Source organism: Streptomyces sp. R-74717 (genome assembly GCF_047305335.1).
Taxonomy (GTDB): domain Bacteria; phylum Actinomycetota; class Actinomycetes; order Streptomycetales; family Streptomycetaceae; genus Streptomyces; species Streptomyces atratus.
On sequence record NZ_CP102361.1, the window covers coordinates 6,645,426 to 6,663,908 of the forward strand.

The 18,483-nt window shown below is 69.9% G+C and carries 14 protein-coding genes, 2 tRNA genes and 1 pseudogene; 14 read left to right on the top strand and 3 right to left on the bottom strand.

Annotated features, from left to right (window positions below; all coding sequences use genetic code 11):
- Positions 1 to 32: 32 nt before the first annotated feature.
- From nadD to NRF20_RS30460, 5 genes are all read left to right on the top strand, one after another.
- Positions 33 to 650 carry a nicotinate-nucleotide adenylyltransferase gene (gene nadD / locus NRF20_RS30440; protein WP_093897071.1) on the top strand — a complete coding sequence of 206 codons (618 nt, stop codon included), beginning with the start codon at positions 33 to 35 and terminating at the stop codon, positions 648 to 650.
- A 19-nt stretch (positions 651 to 669) separates the two neighbouring features.
- On the top strand, positions 670 to 2,436 hold the full coding sequence (locus NRF20_RS30445; protein WP_413753670.1) for a LytR C-terminal domain-containing protein: 1,767 nt from the start codon (positions 670 to 672) through the stop codon (positions 2,434 to 2,436).
- Positions 2,437 to 2,550: 114 nt separating this feature from the next.
- Positions 2,551 to 2,982, top strand: coding sequence for a ribosome silencing factor (gene rsfS / locus NRF20_RS30450; protein ID WP_266361561.1), 432 nt, complete (start codon positions 2,551 to 2,553; stop codon positions 2,980 to 2,982).
- Positions 2,979 to 3,632 carry a histidine phosphatase family protein gene (locus NRF20_RS30455; RefSeq protein WP_398628953.1) on the top strand — a complete coding sequence of 218 codons (654 nt, stop codon included), beginning with the start codon at positions 2,979 to 2,981 and terminating at the stop codon, positions 3,630 to 3,632. The genes rsfS and NRF20_RS30455 overlap by 4 nt, the downstream gene beginning before the upstream one ends.
- Before the next feature lie 166 nt (positions 3,633 to 3,798).
- Positions 3,799 to 3,871, top strand: a tRNA-Ala gene (locus NRF20_RS30460).
- Positions 3,872 to 3,974: 103 nt separating this feature from the next.
- Here NRF20_RS30460 and NRF20_RS30465 read toward each other — a convergent pair.
- A complete protein-coding gene (locus NRF20_RS30465) occupies positions 3,975 to 4,829 on the bottom strand; it encodes a helix-turn-helix transcriptional regulator (RefSeq protein ID WP_413754623.1) in 855 nt (284 codons plus the stop codon).
- A gap of 108 nt (positions 4,830 to 4,937) precedes the next feature.
- Here NRF20_RS30465 and NRF20_RS30470 point away from each other — a divergent pair, with 108 nt between their 5' ends.
- From NRF20_RS30470 to NRF20_RS30480, 3 genes are all read left to right on the top strand, one after another.
- On the top strand, positions 4,938 to 6,386 hold the full coding sequence (locus NRF20_RS30470; protein ID WP_413753671.1) for an MFS transporter: 1,449 nt from the start codon (positions 4,938 to 4,940) through the stop codon (positions 6,384 to 6,386).
- A 259-nt stretch (positions 6,387 to 6,645) separates the two neighbouring features.
- Positions 6,646 to 6,879, top strand: a complete 234-nt coding sequence (locus NRF20_RS30475) for a hypothetical protein (RefSeq protein WP_015608461.1) — start codon at positions 6,646 to 6,648, stop codon at positions 6,877 to 6,879.
- Between the two features lie 135 nt (positions 6,880 to 7,014).
- Positions 7,015 to 7,087, top strand: a tRNA-Ala gene (locus NRF20_RS30480).
- A 60-nt stretch (positions 7,088 to 7,147) separates the two neighbouring features.
- Here NRF20_RS30480 and NRF20_RS30485 read toward each other — a convergent pair.
- Positions 7,148 to 8,101, bottom strand: a pseudogene (locus tag NRF20_RS30485) (ferredoxin); the annotation flags it as partial.
- A 369-nt stretch (positions 8,102 to 8,470) separates the two neighbouring features.
- On the opposite strand from NRF20_RS30485, the gene leuS reads away from it, so the two are divergent.
- The 6 genes from leuS to NRF20_RS30515 all read left to right on the top strand — a co-directional run bounded on the left by leuS (position 8,471) and on the right by NRF20_RS30515 (position 18,154).
- Positions 8,471 to 11,344 carry a leucine--tRNA ligase gene (gene leuS / locus NRF20_RS30490; RefSeq protein WP_413753672.1) on the top strand — a complete coding sequence of 958 codons (2,874 nt, stop codon included), beginning with the start codon at positions 8,471 to 8,473 and terminating at the stop codon, positions 11,342 to 11,344.
- 198 nt (positions 11,345 to 11,542) lie between these two features.
- Positions 11,543 to 12,268, top strand: coding sequence for a hypothetical protein (locus NRF20_RS30495; protein WP_413753673.1), 726 nt, complete (start codon positions 11,543 to 11,545; stop codon positions 12,266 to 12,268).
- Between the two features lie 130 nt (positions 12,269 to 12,398).
- Positions 12,399 to 13,244, top strand: coding sequence for a DegV family protein (locus NRF20_RS30500; protein ID WP_266361565.1), 846 nt, complete (start codon positions 12,399 to 12,401; stop codon positions 13,242 to 13,244).
- Between the two features lie 707 nt (positions 13,245 to 13,951).
- On the top strand, positions 13,952 to 14,452 hold the full coding sequence (locus NRF20_RS30505; RefSeq protein ID WP_413753674.1) for a helix-hairpin-helix domain-containing protein: 501 nt from the start codon (positions 13,952 to 13,954) through the stop codon (positions 14,450 to 14,452).
- Complete coding sequence (locus NRF20_RS30510) at positions 14,449 to 17,022, top strand: ComEC/Rec2 family competence protein (protein ID WP_413753675.1); 2,574 nt, start codon at positions 14,449 to 14,451, stop codon at positions 17,020 to 17,022. The genes NRF20_RS30505 and NRF20_RS30510 overlap by 4 nt, the downstream gene beginning before the upstream one ends.
- Before the next feature lie 247 nt (positions 17,023 to 17,269).
- Positions 17,270 to 18,154 carry a YceI family protein gene (locus tag NRF20_RS30515; protein ID WP_398628695.1) on the top strand — a complete coding sequence of 295 codons (885 nt, stop codon included), beginning with the start codon at positions 17,270 to 17,272 and terminating at the stop codon, positions 18,152 to 18,154.
- Between the two features lie 24 nt (positions 18,155 to 18,178).
- Here the strand turns inward: NRF20_RS30515 and NRF20_RS30520 are convergent, their stop codons facing one another.
- Positions 18,179 to 18,424 carry a hypothetical protein gene (locus NRF20_RS30520; protein WP_176740249.1) on the bottom strand — a complete coding sequence of 82 codons (246 nt, stop codon included), beginning with the start codon at positions 18,422 to 18,424 and terminating at the stop codon, positions 18,179 to 18,181.
- Positions 18,425 to 18,483: the final 59 nt, after the last annotated feature.

Genomic DNA, 18,483 nt, shown 5'->3' on the forward strand with positions numbered 1-18,483 from the left:
GGCGTACAGCTGTGCCAGTAGGCTCTGCACGCATGGGAGAGCAGGAAGTGCCTACCGGTCGCGGAAAGCGCCGAATCGGCGTGATGGGCGGGACGTTTGACCCGATTCATCATGGACACCTGGTGGCGGCCAGTGAAGTGGCCGCCCAGTTCCACCTCGACGAGGTGATCTTCGTGCCGACCGGGCAGCCGTGGCAGAAGAGTCACAAGCACGTCTCCCCGGCCGAGGACCGCTATCTGATGACGGTCATCGCGACGGCGTCCAACCCGCAGTTCTCGGTCAGCCGGAGCGACATCGACCGCAGCGGGCCGACGTACACCATCGATACGCTGCGGGACCTGCGCGCGATCCATGGCGACGCGGACCTCTTCTTCATCACCGGCGCCGACGCGCTCTCCCAGATCCTCACCTGGCGGGACGCCGACGAACTGTTCTCCCTTTCCCACTTCATCGGTGTGACGCGGCCGGGGCATGTGCTCGCGGACCCCGGACTGCCGGAGGGCGGGGTCTCCCTCGTGGAGGTGCCCGCGCTCGCGATCTCGTCCACGGACTGCCGTGAGAGGGTCGCGCAGGGGGAGCCGGTCTGGTACTTGGTGCCGGACGGTGTGGTCCGCTACATCGACAAGCGCCAGCTGTACCGCGGTGAATGAGCCACGCAGAGGGGCACCGGTGAACGACCGACAGAACCCGTACGACCCGTACTACCAGCAGCCGCAGATCATCGGCTACGACGAGTACGGGCAGCCGGTGTATCAGCAGCCCGGACAGCAGTCGTACGACCCGTATGCGCCTCAGCAGTCCCAGCAGGAGCCGCATCAGGCCGACCAGGGGTACGGATACGACCCGTACGCTCAGCCTCAGCAGCCTCAGCAGCCTCAGCAGCCTCAGCAGCCTCAGCAGCCTCAGCAGCCTCAGCAGCCGCAGCCCGTGCAGCCGCAGCCGTACGACCCGTACGCCGCCCCCCAGCAGCCTCAACAGCAGGCATACGGCGGCTACGACGGCTATGGCTACGACACCGGCCGGCAGCCCGCCGCGGTCGACACCACCCAGCAGTGGAACATCCCGCAGCAGGCCGCCGCACAGCCGTCCCCGCCCCCACCCGCGCCGGCCCGGCAGGAGCCCGAGCCCGACTTCGAGGCCGACCCGGAACCGGCTGTCCCCGGGCAGCGCCGAGCCGACCGCGACTACCGCACAGAGCAGTTCTCCTTCATCGAGGAGCCCGACGAGGACTCCGAAGACGTCATCGACTGGCTGAAGTTCACCGAGAGCCGCAGCGAGCGGCGCGAAGAGGCACGGCGTCGCGGCCGCAACCGCATGGTCGCGCTGATAGTCGTGGTGGTTCTGGTGGTGGTCGGCGGTGTCGGCTACCTCTGGTCCGCCGACAAGATCCCCGGCCTCTCCGGCTCGGAGAAGGACAACACCGCATCGACGGGCCCGCAGCAGCGGGACGTCATCGTGCTCCATCTGCACGACACCAAGAAGGGTGGCACCTCCACGGCGCTGCTCGTCGACAATGTGACGACCAAACAGGGGACCACGGTCCTGCTCCCCAACTCCCTCGCGGTCGCCGACGACGAGGGCGCCACGACCACCCTCGGCAAGTCCGTCGAGGACGACGGCACCACGGGCACCCGCGATTCCATCGACACACTGCTCGGCACCAAGATCAGCGGCACGTGGCGGCTCGACACCCCCTATCTGGAGACACTCGTCGATCTGGTCGGCACCATCGAGGTCGACACCGACATCGAAGTGCCCGACACGAAGAAGGGCGCTTCCCCTCTGGTGAGGAAGGGTGAGGCGCAGACCCTGAGCGGCCAGATGGCCGTTGCATACGCCACCTACCGGGCACCGGGTGAGGCCGAGGCGAAGCAGCTCATGCGCTTCGGGGAGGTCATGCGGGGCGTTCTGCGGAAGATCTCGGGCGACCCGAAGGCCGCCACGGTCACCGTGCAGACGATGGCGCAGATCCTCGACCCGTCGCTCCCCGAGAAGGATCTGGGTGCCTCGCTGGCGAAGCTCGCCCAGCACGCCAAGGGCGGCGACTACAAGACGGCACTGCTGCCGGTGCAGGCCGACGGCACCCTCACCGACGCGGCCACCGAGAGTGTCGTCAAGGACATCCTGGGCGGCACGGTGAAGGCTCCGGACGCCGGTGCGGCGGTGCGGGTCGGGATCAAGAACGCCTCCGGTGACAAGGACGGCGCGGAGTCCGCCCGGATCAAGCTGGTCAACGGCGGCTATGCCTTCGTCGGCGGCGGAACGGCCGAGACCGCGGCGCTGTCCGAGGTCGTCTACAAGACCGCGGCGGACAAGGGCAAGGCGACGCAGGTCGCCAAGACCCTGGGTCTGCCGACGAGCGCGCTGAAGCAGGGCAAGCCCGCCGCGAACGCGGATGTGTCCGTCGTGCTCGGCCAGGACTACGAGATCAAATGACCGGGACCGCACCGCCCGGATGATGGCGATTCGATCTTCGAACGTTCGCTGCGTGGGCTGTCGGCGGTCCGTGAGACCCTAGAGGTTGATCTGACCGCCGACGAAAGCCTGCTTGTGACCGCCACGGACCGCTCCATCGAGCTCATCAACGCCGCCGCTCAGGCGGCCGCCGACCGGCTCGCGCACGACATCATCGCGTACGACGTCAGCGACGTGCTGTCGATCACAGACGCCTTCCTGCTGGCTTCGGCCCCCAACGACCGCCAGGTCAAGTCGATCGTCGACGAGATCGAGGAGCGGCTCCAGAAGGAACTCGGCGCCAAGCCGGTACGCCGTGAGGGCGACCGCGACGCGCGCTGGATCCTCCTCGACTACGTCGACATCGTCATCCATGTCCAGCACAGCGAGGAGCGGGTCTTCTACGCGCTGGAGCGCCTCTGGAAGGACTGCCCCGAGATCGCGCTCCCCGAGGACGCCGTCAAGACCCGAGGCAAGGCCGCGGAGCACGCCCAGCTCACCGGCAGCACGGAAGGTGAGCAGAGCTGAACGGCAGCGGAAGCGGCAGGGGCCGCAGGATCGTCCTCTGGCGACACGGCCAGACGGCTTGGAATCTGGAGCGTCGGTTCCAGGGCTCCACGGACATCGCACTCACCGAGGCCGGCGTCGGGCAGGCCCAGCGGGCCGCCCGGCTGCTCGCCTCGCTGAAGCCGGCTGCGATCGTCGCCTCCGATCTGCGGCGGGCGGCGGCCACGGCCGCCGAGCTCGCCGCGATCACCGGCCTCGAAGTAGCGCACGACGCGGGACTGCGCGAGACCTACGCGGGCGCCTGGCAGGGCCTCACCCACGAGGAGATCGTGGAGCTGTACGGCGAGCAGTACGCCGCATGGAAGCGCGGCGAGCCCGTGCGCCGCGGCGGCGGTGAGCTGGAGACCGAGGTCGCCGACCGGGCCGCCCCGGTCGTACTCGGACACGCCGAAAAGCTGCCCGACAGTGGCACGCTCGTAGTGGTCAGCCACGGCGGCACCATCCGCACCACCATCGGTCGACTGCTGGGTCTGGAGGCGCACCACTGGGAAGGGCTCGGCGGGCTCTCCAACTGCTGCTGGTCGGTGCTGGGCGAGGGCGCGCGGGGCTGGCGCCTGCTGGAGCACAATGCCGGCACGCTGCCGGAGCCGGTGCTCGGCGACGACACGTAGGAGCGCCGGGGCCTGGGGGTGCCATGGGCCTGCCTGCGGGGCGGGCCCGGACGGCGCTCGGAGGCCACCTCCGGGCGGCGTCGGCCGGATTTCACTTTCTGGCTGGTCACAGGCTAAAGTTCTTCTTGTTCGCAGCGCGGAAACGCAGGGAAATACGGCGAGCAGCGGGGCTATAGCTCAGTTGGTAGAGCACCTGCATGGCATGCAGGGGGTCAGGAGTTCAATTCTCCTTAGCTCCACAATCAAGATCCCGTCCCCACCAGGGGGCGGGATCTTTGCGTTTCCCCGACTGCCCGGCCCGGGGTTTCTTCCGGCCGCCCGACGCCCTGACCGTGCGTCCGGTCACGCCTCCCGGCGCCGCCGCAGCGCCGCCACCTGCTCGCCGCTCTCCTCGTCGGCCGGGGTGTAGGCCACGATCCGGCACTCAGGCAGCCCGTTGACGGACAGCGACACCGAGGTCATCCGTATCTCGTCGGTCGCCGCCCAGTGCCGGAAGGTCTTCACCCGCGGTCCCGGCGGGGCGACATCCCCGCTGCGCCACAGTTCGGCGAAGTACGGGCTGGCGGCCGAGAGCTGTTCGACGAACGATTCCCAGGGCTCGCCCGTATGGCGTCCGTAGGCTCCCCGCAGCGTCGCCACCATGATCGGCAGTTCCCGGGCCCGGTGGACGACGGGGCAGGCATCCTCGGTCACCGTGAACAGCGTCCACAGCGCATTGCGTATGCCCGTTCCCGCCATTTCGGGGACGCCGAACAGGTTGCGGTAGGCGGGATTGGTGGCCAGGACGTCGTACCGAGTGTTGTAGACCGCGGCGGGGTGCGGATCGAGTGCGTCGATGATGCCCTGGATCTCGGGCCCCACCTCTATCGCGTCGGTCTGTCTGCCCGGGGCGTAGGCCACCTCCGCCAGGTGGTAGAGGTGTTCGCGCTCCGGCGCGTCCAGTCGCAGGGTGCGCGCCACGGCGTCCAGGACCTGTGGTGAGGCGTTGATCGGACGGCCCTGTTCCAACCAGGTGTACCAGGTGACACCGACGCCGGAGAGCTGTGCGACCTCCTCGCGGCGCAGGTCCGGGGTGCGGCGGCGCAGCCCGGGCGCCTTGCCCACATCGGCGGGTGTCACCCGCGCCCGGCGGTTGCGCAGAAAGGCCGCGAGTTCCGGACGCCGCCGGTGTTGCCCCTGCTGATGTGCCGTCACCATTGTCACACCCCCATCGTCTTTTCCCCGCACGGGAGTTGCCAGGTGCTGTCAGTACCAGCATCAGCGGGCTCTCGTTACCCGTACTCGACCGAGGTCAGGCTCTATGCCATGACGACGGCCTCGGAGGCGACTCCACGTTCCGTAACCCAAGACGCCACCACTGACAAACGCCCCGGCAGAGTGCTTGCCCTGGTGCTCGCGGCTCAGTTCATGGCACTGCTCGACATCTTCATCGTCAACGTCGCCGCCCCGACGATCCGCAGTGAACTCGGCGCCTCCGGAGCCGGGTTGCAGCTCATCGTGGCCGGCTGCACCATCACGTACGCCGTGCTGCTCATCACCGGTGCCAGGCTCGGCGGTCTGCTCGGACACGGCCGGGCTCATCTGGCCGGACTCGCCGTCTTCACGGCCGCCTCGCTGGCCTGCGGACTTGCCGCCGGAACCGGGCAGTTGATCGCCTTTCGGCTGATCCAGGGAGCGGGTGCGGCGGTGATGATTCCGCAGGTGCTCAGCCTCATTCAGCGCCACTTCGCCGGCGAGGCACGGATCCGGGCGCTCGGTGCCTACAGCGCGGTGCTCGCCACCGGGGCGGCCGCCGGGCAGGTGGTCGGCGGGGTGCTGGTCAGCGCCGATCTGTTCGGCGCGGGCTGGCGGCCGGTCTTCCTGGTGAATGTGCTGATCGGGCTGGTTCTGCTGGTGCTCGGCATCCGTGTGCTGCCCGGCGAACCGCGTATGAGGGACACCAGGGCCCAGTCGCGCGCCCGCGGACTCGATCTGCCGGGGCTGGTGCTGCTCGCCGCAACCATCACGCTGCTCACCGTCCCCCTGGTGCTCGGGCAGGAGTTGGACTGGCCGGTCTGGTCCTGGGTCTGCCTGATCGCCTCCAAGGGCTTCTTCGCCGGGTTCGTCGGTTATGAGTCACGGCTGGCCGCGCGCGGTGGTGCGCCCCTGATCGCGCCCAGGGTGCTGCGCATCCCCGGCATGGCGCGGGCGGCGCTGCGCATTCTTGTGGTGATGGCGATCAACGCGGGCTTCCTCTTCGCGATGACGCTGCACGTTCAGGGCGGTCTTGGCTACTCGGCGCTGCGCACGGGGCTGATGTTCGCACCCACCGCGCTGGTATTCGGTGCGATCGGGCTGATTTGGCGCCGGTGGCTCGCGAGGCTCCAAAGGTCCCTGGTTCCGGGCGGGTTCGCCCTGGTGGCCGTCGCCTCCGTGGCCATTGGGTTGCTGATGCGGGACGGCGGCGACGGCGGGCCCTGGCTGTATGCGGCCTTCGCGATCGTGGGCAGCGGTATGGCGCTGGGCTTCAGTCCCACCCTTACGGGGGTGTTGGCGAACGTACGTCCGGAGGATGCTGCTGATGCAAGCGGTGTATTGGTGACCGTCACCCAGCTCGGCCAGCTGATCGGCGTCGCGACATTCGGCACGCTCTATCTCAACCGCCTTGATGCGTCAGGGGTGCAGGGGTCGGGGCAGGCCCTGTGGGAATGCGCTCTCGCGCTGTCGGTGGCCGCGATCGCGGGCGCGTCGGTGGGTCTCGTACGGCGTCGGTGACCGGCCGGATGTCCGGCGGGCTGCCCCCCTTGCGGCGTCATGGCAGAATCGGACCGCCGGAGGGGGCGACGGACCGAACGGGAGGGAGCGCGCGATGCCTGCGAGCCGCGACGAGGTCCCGGACCTGCTCCTTGTCCCCGAATGCCGTGTCCGCGTCGGCCGTCCTGCTCGTGATCCGTCCCATGCGGTCCACGTGCTCGGCGGGAACGGCGGAGTCTCCTGCGTGTGTACCTCCCGCGGCCAAAGCCGGAGCTGACCCATGGGTGCACACAGGCGGAAGTGCGACTGGTGCGGCAGCGGTACGCCCATCGTCAGGGACATGGATCCGATCAATCCGGAGTACCAGTACTGGTGCGAGGAGTGTGCGCGGGCGCTGATCATAAAGGGCGACCCGATCGAGACCTACCGGGAACTGGAGGGGGAGCCGATCTACGGGCGGCTGCTGGAGGAGCACTGCACGCTCAAGCGCTTCTACTCCTTCGCCACCGCGTGAACCCCCTCGTCATCACTTGACCAAGATGCCGCAAACTCGGTCAAAGCCGTGCAGACGGGAAACGATTTGGTGGAGTGGCGGGGATACCGGTAATGTTCTCGATGTCGCCACGAGGAATCGGGCGGCACGCAGCACGGGGCTATAGCTCAGTTGGTAGAGCACCTGCATGGCATGCAGGGGGTCAGGAGTTCAAATCTCCTTAGCTCCACAGTGAAGAAATGAGAAGCGGGTCATCCTTAAAGGGTGACCCGCTTCTCGCATATGTACGTCAATTGCGGCCGCTGCCAAGGGCCTTCCTGCTTATGACCGGAGGCGGCGCGGGGCGTTCCTCCGCCTCCTGCTCGATGCGGAGCGCCAGCGCGGGACACCGGCGCACTGCGCGCTGTGCGCTGTGCGCGCCCCCTCAGATGCATCGGAACCGCTGCGTCCGCGAGCGCCGGGTACCCGTCGGGGCCCAGCCCGATCAACTCAGGGACGATGTCCGCGCAGAGCCCGTGGCCCTGGCAGAGCGTCCAGTCCACCGCCAGCTGCCCGCCACTCGGAATGGACTCCTCCAGGCTCTGTCGGCCGGGCGCGGGGAGGGGCAGAACCCCGAGCGTCTCGCGGCCGCAGCCGCCGTCAAGGACATGTTCCGCCAGGTCGTCCGTGAAGGCGGACAGCGTCGAGGTCAGAAAGCGCGCCGAGCCGTCCGGATGCTTGCATGCGCCCCGGCCCTTCACTGCCCGGGTCACTTCGCGCAGCGCTTCCGGGGCCGCGGGCCCGCCGCCGTTCAGCACGTCGGACAGCCCGGCCGCCGGGCCGGCAGCCCCAGCTTGCAGGGACCGTACTGGCCCGCGGTCTCGGCGGCGAGCCAGTTCGCCACCCGCAGGGACTCGCCGAGCGGGCAGCTCTCGGGCCCGATCGGCAGGATCGCCCCCGCTCCCAGTGCGCCGCCTGCCGCGGCCAGGGACTCCCGGGACACCACGGCATCGTGCGAGGCCATCGCGTCGATCCAGTTGCCGTGATAGCCGCCGGTCAGCACGCCCTGCGGCAATGGCGGCGCGTCGGCCAGCTGGAGCACGTACCGCAGTGGCACACCCGTGGGGACCTCGATGACCATCGGGCGCGAGACGGCTCCGGAGAGGGTGAGTAGTACGGTGCCGGGTTCGCCGGGCAGGCCGGTGTGCCCGTAGCGGCGGGCGCCGATCCGGGCGGCGACGGCGAGCTGTGCGTATGGTTCGGCGAAGCGGTCCCGTTGCGGCATGCCAAGTCGCTCCATACCGGCCAGTACAGGCTTGGATCGGTTGCCCCGGTACAGGACGGTACGCGGAGTAACCCCTGCTTCCCGGACGTTCCGTCGTGCGGTCGCTCCCCCGTCCCGTCCACGGACCGGCCGGGCCCGGACCGGTTCCGGGCCCGTGCGGTACCCTGACGCCATGCGTGCCGTACGCCTTCTGCTTAGCGAGCCGCGCTGATCAGTCCCGACCGGTGAGAATGCCTGGTCGGAATCGGCGCGGCGTCCCCTCCTGTGCGAGGGGATTTTTCGTTTCCGTAGACGCGTGTCCGTAGACGTGGGCGCCGGCAGATGACGATCGATGGAGCTTTGAGGATCATGAGCGAGACGAATTCCGCAGCCGAGACAGCTGCGCCGCACCGCTACACGGCGGCGATGGCCGCCGACATCGAGGCACGCTGGCAGGACTTCTGGGACGCCGAGGGCACGTACGAGGCGCCGAATCCGACCGGTGACCTGGCGGGCAATCCGGAACTGGCCGCCAAGCCGAAGAAGTTCATCATGGACATGTTCCCGTACCCCTCGGGTGCGGGCCTGCACGTCGGTCACCCGCTGGGCTACATCGCCACCGATGTCTTCGCCCGCCACCAGCGGATGACCGGGCACAACGTGCTGCACACCTTGGGCTTCGACGCCTTCGGCCTGCCCGCGGAGCAGTACGCCGTGCAGACCGGCACGCACCCGCGGGTCTCCACCGAGGCCAACATCGAGAACATGACCGCCCAGCTGCGCCGGCTGGGCCTGGGCCACGACAAGCGCCGCTCGTTCGCCACGATCGAGTCCGAGTACTACAAGTGGACGCAGTGGATCTTCCTGCAGATCTTCAACTCCTGGTACGACACCGAGGCCGACCGGGCCCGCCCGATCGCCGAGCTGGTCGCACAGTTCGAGAGCGGTTCGCGTCCCACCCCGGACGGCCGTGACTGGAGCGCGCTGAGTGCCGCCGAGCGCGCGGACGTCCTGGGCGAGTACCGCCTGGCGTACGCCTCCGACGCGCCGGTCAACTGGTCGCCGGGCCTGGGCACCGTACTGGCCAATGAAGAAGTGACGGCCGACGGCCGCTCCGAGCGGGGCAACTTCCCCGTCTTCAAGGCCAAGCTGCGCCAGTGGAACATGCGCATCACCGCCTACGCCGACCGGCTGCTGAACGACCTGGACGGGCTGGACTGGCCCGAGGCAATCAAGCTGCAGCAGCGCAACTGGATCGGGCGTTCCGAAGGCGCACGCGTCGACTTCCCGGTCGACGGTGCGGGCGACATCACCGTCTTCACCACCCGCCAGGACACCCTGTTCGGTGCCACCTACATGGTGCTGGCGCCCGAGCACGAGCTGGTCGAGCGGATCATTCCGGCCGCCTGGCCCGAGGGCACCCACCCGGTGTGGACCGGCGGGCACGCGTCCCCGGCCGAGGCCGTCACCGCGTACCGCAAGCTGGCCGCCGCCAAGTCCGACGTGGAGCGGCAGGCCGAGGCCAAGGACAAGACAGGTGTCTTCACCGGTGCGTACGCGACGAACCCGGTCAGTGGCGAGAAGGCGCCCGTCTTCATCGCCGACTACGTACTGATGGGTTACGGCACCGGCGCGATCATGGCCGTACCGGCGCACGATGCACGCGACTTCGCCTTCGCGCGCGCCTTCGAGCTGCCGATGCGCTGTGTCGTCGAGCCGTCGGACGACCGCGGCACGGACCCCTCTACGTGGGACGACGCCTTCGCCTCGTACGAAGCGAAGCTGGTCAACTCCGCCAATGACGAGATCTCGCTGGACGGTCTGGGCGTCATCGACGCCAAGGCGAAGATCACCGAGTGGCTGAAGGCGCACGGCGTGGGTGAGGGCACCGTCAACTTCCGGCTGCGCGACTGGCTGTTCAGCCGCCAGCGCTACTGGGGCGAGCCCTTCCCGATCGTCTACGACGAGGACGGCATCGCCCACCCGCTGCCCGAGTCGATGCTGCCCCTGGAGCTGCCGGAGGTCGACGACTACTCGCCGCGCACATTCGACCCCGAGGACGCCGACACCCAGCCCGAGACTCCGCTGTCCCGGAACGCCGACTGGGTCAACGTCACCCTGGACCTGGGCGACGGCAACGGCCCGAAGAAGTACCGCCGCGAGACCAACACCATGCCCAACTGGGCCGGCTCCTGCTGGTACGAGCTGCGCTACCTGGACCCGAACAACGGCCGGCAGCTGGTCGACCCGGCGATCGAGCAGTACTGGATGGGCCCGCGCGAGGGGCAGCCGACCGGTGGTGTCGACCTGTACGTCGGCGGCGCCGAGCACGCCGTACTGCACCTGCTGTACGCCCGCTTCTGGTCCAAGGTGCTGCACGACCTGGGGCACATCTCGTCCGCCGAGCCGTTCCACAAGCTGTACAACCAGGGCATGATCCAGGCGTTCGTCTACCGGGACAGCCGCGGCATCGCGGTCCCGGCGGCCGAGGTCGAGGAGCGGGACGGAAAGTTCTATTACCAGGGCGAGAAGGTCAGCCGCGTCCTGGGCAAGATGGGCAAGTCCCTGAAGAACGCTGTCACGCCGGACGAGATCTGCGCCGAGTACGGTGCCGACACGCTGCGCCTGTACGAGATGGCGATGGGCCCCCTGGACGTGTCGCGGCCGTGGGACACGCGTGCCGTCGTCGGTCAGTACCGGCTGCTGCAGCGGCTGTGGCGCAACGTCGTGGACGAGGAGACCGGTGAGGTCACCGTCGTCGACACGGAGCCGGGCGAGGAGACGCTGCGAGCGCTGCACAAGGCGATCGACGGGGTCGGCCAGGACATGGCCGGGATGCGCTTCAACACGGCCATCGCCAAGGTCACCGAGCTGAACAACCACCTGACCAAGGCGGGCGGCCCGCTGTCCCGGAGTGTCGCCGAGTCGCTGGTGCTGCTGGTGGCGCCGCTGGCGCCGCACATCGCGGAGGAGCTGTGGCGCCGGCTGGGCCACACCGAGTCGGTCGTGCACCAGGACTTCCCGGTCGCCGACCCGGCGTACGTCGTGGACGAGACCGTGACCTGCGTCGTGCAGGTCAAGGGCAAGGTCAAGGCACGCCTGGAGATCTCCCCGTCGATCGCGGACGAGGAGCTGGAAGCACTGGCCCTGGCCGACCCGGCCGTGGTCGCGGCGCTGGACGGCGCGGGTATCCGCAAGGTGATCGTGCGCGCGCCGAAGCTGGTCAATATCGTTCCGGCGTGACGCCGCTGATCGTCCCGCGCGGGGGTGCTCATCGTCCCCGCGTGACGGTCGTCGCGTAGCCGCCGATTGCTGTACGGCGGTGTGGGGGCGTTCCCCTACGGGCAGGTTGGGGGTTCCGAAGGAACCCTCGGCCTGCCCTTTCCGTTTACGGTGGAGGGGCCGGCACCCGGCAGCTGAAACGACATCCGAGGGGCGCTCATGGAAGCCGTGATCCTGATTCTGGGGTTGCTCTTTTTCGCCTTCATGGCTCTGGGCGTGTACCTGGGCGTCAAGGCCATCGGCGCGGCGAAGCGGGGTGTCGACCGTACGATCACCCAGGCGCGCCGCACCGTCGAGGACACCACGCTGCGGGCAAAGAGCTATGGCCAGGCGGGTGTCGGCGGAGAGCTGGCACAGCTGCGGCTCGCGCTGCGCACATCCATGCGCGCCACGCAGGAGGCGTTGCAGTCGGGAGCCGCCGAGGATGCCTCGCTCTCGGAGTCACTGGGCCTCTTCCAGCGGTTGAGTGTGCACGGGCGCGAGCTGGACGACGAGCTGAAGAAACTGGAGCGCGAGCCCGACCGGGCGACGGTTGCCTCGCTGCTGCCGGGACTGAAGCAGCGTACGGAGCGGATCACGCACTCTGCGGATTCGCTGCGGTGGGCCGCGCGGGACCGGGCGCGACAGTTCGCCGACGACGATCTGGACGCGCTGAACGCGCAGATCGATGTGGAGGCCGGGGCGCTGCGGCACTGGACGGTGGAGCCGGACGAGCCGGCCCGCGGGCAGGAGAAGCCGCAGGGCGACGGGCGCGACCAGGGACAGCGGCAAGGTCAGGGGTGTGGGCCGGTCGATGATGTGGCACAGGCGATCACGGCTCCGGACCCGCGACCGCATACCGAATACCCGTGGCAGAAGGCGGCTCGGCCCGAAACGACGAACTGAGGCATTCGCTGACCGGTGGTGAGGCGTCCGGCAACCGGCGGTGACAGGAAGCGGTCCGAAGCGATCGGGAGCGATCATTCGGTCGGGGTCGGACTGCCGAGCCGCAGACTCTCCAGGTAACCTCCCGCTCATGTCCCGCCATGTCGCGATCGTCACCGATTCCACGGCCTACCTGCCGCCCGAGGCGATGGAGGGGCACGGCATCACCGCGGTGCCGCTGACCGTCGTCCTCGGTGATCAGGCTCTGGAGGACGGCACCGAGATCTCGGCCCGTTCCCTCGCGGTGGCGCTCCAGAAGCGTCGCCCCGTGACGACTTCCCGGCCCAGCCCGGAGGTCTTCGCCGCCGCGTACAGGGCGGTGGCCGGGGCCGGAGCCACCGGCATCGTCTCGCTGCACCTCTCGGCCGAGATCTCGGGTACGTACGACGCGGCTGTGCTCGCGGCGAAGGACGCACCGGTTCCGGTACGGGTGGTGGACACCGGGATGGTCGCTATGGCCCTCGGATTCTGCGCCCTGGCGGCGGCGGAGACGGCAGAGGCGGGCGGAAGCCTGGACGAGGCCGTCGCAGCCGCGGAGAAGCGGGCAGCGGGCACCTCCGCGTACTTCTACGTCGACACGCTGGACTATCTGCGCCGCGGCGGTCGCATCGGTGCCGCGCAGGCTCTGCTGGGATCGGCGCTCGCCGTGAAGCCGCTGCTCCAGCTGGACGGCGGCCGTATCGAACTGCTGGAGAAGGTTCGGACGGCCTCGAAGGCGATCGCGCGTCTGGAGGAGATCGTCGTGGAACGGGCGGGCAGTAGCCGGGTGGACGTCGCCGTGCATCACCTGGCGGCACCCGAGCGGGCCGAGCGGCTCGCCGAGCGGCTGCGTGAGCGGGTGCCGGGTCTGGTCGATCTGCATGTCAGTGAGGTGGGCGCGGTGATCGGTGCGCATACTGGGCCCGGTCTGCTCGGGGCAGTGGTTTCGCCGCGCTGAAGCCGGTTCGCCGACGTCACCCCTCGGGGTGGTCGAGTTGTCCACAACTGGTTGGTTGTCCACCGAAATTGGGCCTGCTCAGCAGGTTCGGACGGATGTGCCTACCGTCGTGAGGCATGGCTCCCCGATCACATCGTGCAACCAGCGGCAGCGGCAGCGGCAGCGGCAGCGGCAGCGGCCCTGGCCGCGCCCCGGCCTCGGACGGGCGCGCCCGTGGCGGTCCCGGCCTCGGACCCGGACGGCGACGGTCGTCGCGCGGGCGTGCTGACGTAGTAGCGGCGGCTTCGCGCCGCCGGGCGGACGCCCTCATGGGAGGTGCGTACGGCGGACGGGTCGCGCGGCCTGTGCTGGGGGTGGCTTCGGCTCCCGCTGCGGTCTCGGCCCCGAGCCCGCCCTCGATGCCAAGTCCCGCTCCGGCTGCGGCTTCTGAGCCGACCCCGGCCCCGGCCCCGACCTCGCCTTCGACCCCGGCGCAGGTCGCCAGGGTGCCGGGGTGGCGGGAGAGGCTGGTTCCGGCACTGCGGGAGCGGATTCCGGTATGGCTGCAGCTCAGATGTGGTTTGGAGCCAAGGGCCCTTACCGCACTGGTCGTTGTCCTGATCGCGGCCGCGGTCTTTGCCGCGGTGCATTTCCGGTCCGCGCGCCCCCACTCCGTACGTGCTCCTGAACAGGTCAACGAGGCTGCGCACGCCAGGACTTCGGGCCCGGTGACGGATGACGTCGGAGTGCCCGAGTCGTCACCGGGGCCGCCACCGACGACGGGGCCGGGCGGGCACATCGTGGTCGATGTGAGCGGGAAGGTGCGAAGTCCGGGGATCCATCAACTGCCGTCCGGCGCAAGGGTCGCCGATGCGCTGCGTGCGGCGGGCGGAGCCCGGCCGGGCGTCGACCTCACCGGGATCAACCGGGCGCGGGTACTCATGGACGGGGAGCAGATCGTGGTGGGTGTGCCCGGCCCTCCTGCCGCCGGCAGCGCGGGAGGAGCCGCTGCGGGCGGCAGCGGCAGCCCCACGAGCGGACCGGTCAGCCTCAACCGCGCGACCCTGGAACAACTCGACACCCTGCCCGGCGTCGGCCCGGTTCTCGCCCAGCACATCGTCGACTACCGCACACAGCACGGCGGTTTCCGTTCCGTCGATGAGCTCCGCGAGGTCAACGGGATCGGTGACCGCCGGTTCGCCGACCTCCAACCGCTGGTGGGGCCATGAATCCCCCGGACGTCCATGCGGCGTCGGGCCGGAGGCTGGGTGCCTCCGACCCGCGGCAGGAGGGCCCGGTCGACCTCCGGCTGGTCCCGCCGGCCATGGCGGCCTGGGCCGGAGCGGCGCTCGCGCTGAGCGCGCCGGCGCGGTGGACGACGGCGGGCGTGATGCTCTGCACCGGCGCAGCCATGGTGCTCCTGGCGATGTCGGGAGCATCGGCGGCCCGTGCGATGCGCAGGCTGCCGGCCGACGCCGGGGGAGGGGCGACGGACGACGAGAGCGCGGTGCGCAACCGGCGGCGGCCGCACACCACCGCTACCGCCACTGCTGCGGCGCTGCTCTGTGCGGCGGCCGGGGCTGCGTCGGCCGGGTTGCACGGCGCGGACGTACGGCAGGGGCCGATCCATGGGCTGGCCCAGCGGTTCGCGAGGGTCGAGGCGGAGGTGACGGTGACGTCCGACGCCCGGCAGACCCAGCCCCGGGTGAGAGGCGACCACAGCACGCCCGCCTCGCTCCTCATGGACGCCGAGATCACGCGACTGACCGGACCCGACGGCGCGGTCACCCGGCTGCGTACGCCGGTGCTGCTGATCGTCTCGCCCGGCGGGTCGATGGCCCGGTGGCAGCAGTTGCTTCCTTCCACGCAACTGCACATCGGCGGCCGACTGTCGCCAACGATGCACGAAGGGGAGCGCAACGCCGCCGTACTGCGGCCCGAGGGCAAAGGCCCGCCCCACATCACCGGGCCACCTTCCTTTCTCCAGCGCACGGCGGGTGCTCTGCGTGGTGGTCTGCGGCAGGCGACCGAGCGGCTGGATCCCGATGCGCGGGCGCTTCTGCCGGGCCTCGTGGTCGGCGACACCTCACGGGTCACCCCCGAACTGCACGATGCCTTCCAAGCGGCCGATCTCACCCACCTGATGGCGGTCTCCGGTGCCAACCTGGCGATCCTGCTCGTCATCCTGATCGGACCGCCGGGCACAGCGTCGCGCGTCGAACGGCGCGGTCTGGCACCCCGGTTGGGGATCTCGCTGCGAATGACGGCGTTGCTCGGCGGCGGGCTCACACTCGCCTTCGTCATCGTCTGCCGACCCGAGCCGAGCGTGCTGCGGTCCGCGGCCTGCGGACTGATCACCCTGCTCGCCATCGGCACGGGGCGCCGCAGATCACTGATCCCCGCGCTGGCCGCCGCGGTTCTGCTGCTGGTGCTGTACGACCCGTGGATGGCGCGCAGTTACGGCTTCGTTCTCTCCGTCCTGGCCACCGGCGCCCTGCTCGTCATCGCCCCGAAGTGGAGCGACGCGCTGCAACGGCGCCGGGTTGCGCCCAGGCTTGCCGAGGCGCTGGCCGCGGCCGCTGCGGCGCAGGCGGTGTGCGCACCGGTCGTCGTGCTGCTCGCCTCCCGGGTCAGCCTGGTGGCGATCCCGTGCAATCTGCTGGCCGAGTTCGCGGTGGCGCCGGCCACGGTCCTCGGGTTCGCCGCGCTCGCCCTGGCGCCGGTGGCCATGCCGGTGGCAGAGCTGCTCGCCCGGATCGCGGGTTGGCCGACCGGGTGGATCGCCTCGGTGGCCCGCACCGGGGCGGCCCTGCCCGGGGCGGAGATCGACTGGCCCGACGGCGGGAAGGGCGCGCTTCTGCTCACCGCGCTGACAGCTCTGGTGGTGCTGTTCGCCCGTCGTATCGTGCGCCACCCCTGGGTCTGTTCGGCCGCCGCGCTGCTGCTGATCCTTGCGGTGCTGCGCCCGGTGCCGCTCACCCGGGTACTGACCGGATGGCCGCCGCCGGACTGGGCGTTCGCGATGTGCGACGTGGGGCAGGGCGACGCCCTGGTGCTGGCCGCGGGGGAGGGCACGGGTGTGGTCGTCGACACCGGTCCCGATCCCCGGCTCGCCGACCGGTGCCTGCGCGACCTGGGCATCACCGAGGTACCGCTCCTGGTCCTCACGCACTTCCACGCGGACCATGTACGGGGGTTGCCCGGTGTGCTGCGGGGCAGAGCGGTGGGGGCGATCCAGACGACGAGCCTGGACGAACCGTCGGACCAGGTCGCGTTCGTACGGAGAACGGCTGCCGCGTCGGACGTCCCCCTGGTGCGGGCCGTCCCCGGTGAACGCCGCCGGATCGGGCCGCTCGACTGGCGGGTCCTCTGGCCGGCGGGCGGCACGGGGGCGGGCGGTGCATCGGCGGACCCGGGGGCCGGACCCGTACCGCAGGAGCCGAATGACGCCAGTGTCACCCTGTACGTCCGGTCCGGCGGGCTGACCCTTTTGCTCCTGGGCGACCTCGAACCTCCGGCCCAGCAGGGGCTGTTGCGCAGGTATCCCGCGCTGCCACGGGTGGACGTTCTCAAGGTCGCCCATCACGGCTCCGCCCACCAGGACCCCGCTCTGCTGCGCAGCGCGCACCCGAGACTCGCCCTGGTGAGTGTGGGCAGGGACAACCCGTACGGTCACCCGGCCGCGCGCACCGTCGATGCGCTCGGAGCCGGCGGCGCGGTGGTGCTGCGTACGGACACCGACGGCGCGATCGCCGTGACGGGTGCAGGGCGGGGGCTGCGGGCGGTGGGTCAGTCATGAGCACTGTCCGAATGAGTGACGCGAACAGAATGCGACGGAGCGATGCGCACAGGATGAGTGACGCGCGCAAGTGGCACGACCAATTCGGACCTTCGGTAACACCTCTACCCAAGCCCTTGCTAGCTGCTCTGTTTGCCTCGAACGCCACAATGGTGATCGAATGCATGCTCGTCGGTGGGCCGCTGCTCCGACGAGGACGTCCAGCCGTCAGGCCCCAAGGTGAATCGCCCCCGGGGGTAGGTAGAAGATGTTCGGCCGTTGGCTGGGAAGCAGGGGAGCGACGGGTGCCGCGCGCGGCAACGCCCTCACGGGACTTGAGGTGCCGCGCACTGCCGGAGTGCTCAGTTGCCGAGTGCTCGACCCCGTCAGCGAGGTCGTGCAGCAGGCCGAGTTCGTGGTCACGGACAGCGTGGGCCGCAAGGTCTTCGGCGGTGAGACGGACCCGTACGGCAATGTCCTTGCCACCGTCCCGGCCGGCGAATACCGGCTGGCCGTCACGGCTGAGGGCTTCACCCCGTTCCACGGCGCGGCCACGGTCGTCGAGGGAGGCCATGCGAGCCTCGGCGATGTGACCCTGCAACTGTCCGTGCCCCCACAACTGCCCGGCCCCGGCGAGTGGGAGGTCGAGCCGATGCACTCGCAGATCGGCTTCACGGCCCGGCACATCGGCATGGCGCGTATCCACGGCCGCTTCAACACCTTCGCCGGTGCTGTCCGGATCGCCGACCGCATGGAGAACTCGGCCATGCACGTGATCATCGATGCCGCGTCGATCGACACGAATGTCCAGATGCGCGACGACCATCTGCGCTCCGGCGACTTCCTCGACGTCGGGCGTTATCCGACGCTGGAGTTCTACAGCGACCGCTTCGTCCACCGAGGCGGTACCCGCTGGGGCGTGACCGGCGCGCTCACACTGCACGGCGTCAGCCGTACCGTCACGCTGGACACCCAGTACCTCGGAGTGGGCAACGGCTTGGAGGGCGAGACCCGCGCCGCCTGCCGGGCCACCACGGAGCTGCACCGCGAGGACTTCACCCTCACCTGGCAGACCATGCTGGCCCGCGGCATCGCGGCCGTCGGCTCCAGTATCTCCATCGACATGGACATCCAGATCGTCCCCAAGGGCTGAGCCCCTGGGTGCTGCGGCGCCCTTCTAGGGCGCCTCGAGCCACCCCTCGTACTCCGCGGCGAACGCATCGAGTGCCAAGGAGTCCAGCCGCCCCGACGGGTCCTCCACGACCACCAGCCACTGGGCGTCCTCGGCATCGTCCTCGCCGGCCAGTGCATCGCGTACGAGCTGGGGTTCCTCGGTGACCCCGAAGCGGTCGCCGAGTTCCGCGGCCACCTCCTCCGCGGCATCGCGGTCGGGCAGCACCAGCACATGTCTTACATCGCTCACCTGCCCATTCTCCCGTACGGTGTACGCCGTTGTTCCGGCGATGGGGTTGTCAGCGGCGC

Bases quoted from the DNA above. Each gene is read 5' to 3' on its own strand.
- NRF20_RS30500 (WP_266361565.1), top strand. From the start codon at position 12,399: ATGTCCCGCCATGTCGCGATCGTCACCGATTCCACGGCCTACCTGCCG.
- leuS (WP_413753672.1), top strand. From the start codon at position 8,471: ATGAGCGAGACGAATTCCGCAGCCGAGACAGCTGCGCCGCACCGCTAC.
- NRF20_RS30465 (WP_413754623.1), bottom strand. From the start codon at position 4,829: ATGGTGACGGCACATCAGCAGGGGCAACACCGGCGGCGTCCGGAACTC.
- NRF20_RS30475 (WP_015608461.1), top strand. From the start codon at position 6,646: ATGGGTGCACACAGGCGGAAGTGCGACTGGTGCGGCAGCGGTACGCCC.
- NRF20_RS30510 (WP_413753675.1), top strand. From the start codon at position 14,449: ATGAATCCCCCGGACGTCCATGCGGCGTCGGGCCGGAGGCTGGGTGCC.
- nadD (WP_093897071.1), top strand. From the start codon at position 33: ATGGGAGAGCAGGAAGTGCCTACCGGTCGCGGAAAGCGCCGAATCGGC.
- NRF20_RS30495 (WP_413753673.1), top strand. From the start codon at position 11,543: ATGGAAGCCGTGATCCTGATTCTGGGGTTGCTCTTTTTCGCCTTCATG.
- NRF20_RS30470 (WP_413753671.1), top strand. From the start codon at position 4,938: ATGACGACGGCCTCGGAGGCGACTCCACGTTCCGTAACCCAAGACGCC.
- NRF20_RS30515 (WP_398628695.1), top strand. From the start codon at position 17,270: ATGTTCGGCCGTTGGCTGGGAAGCAGGGGAGCGACGGGTGCCGCGCGC.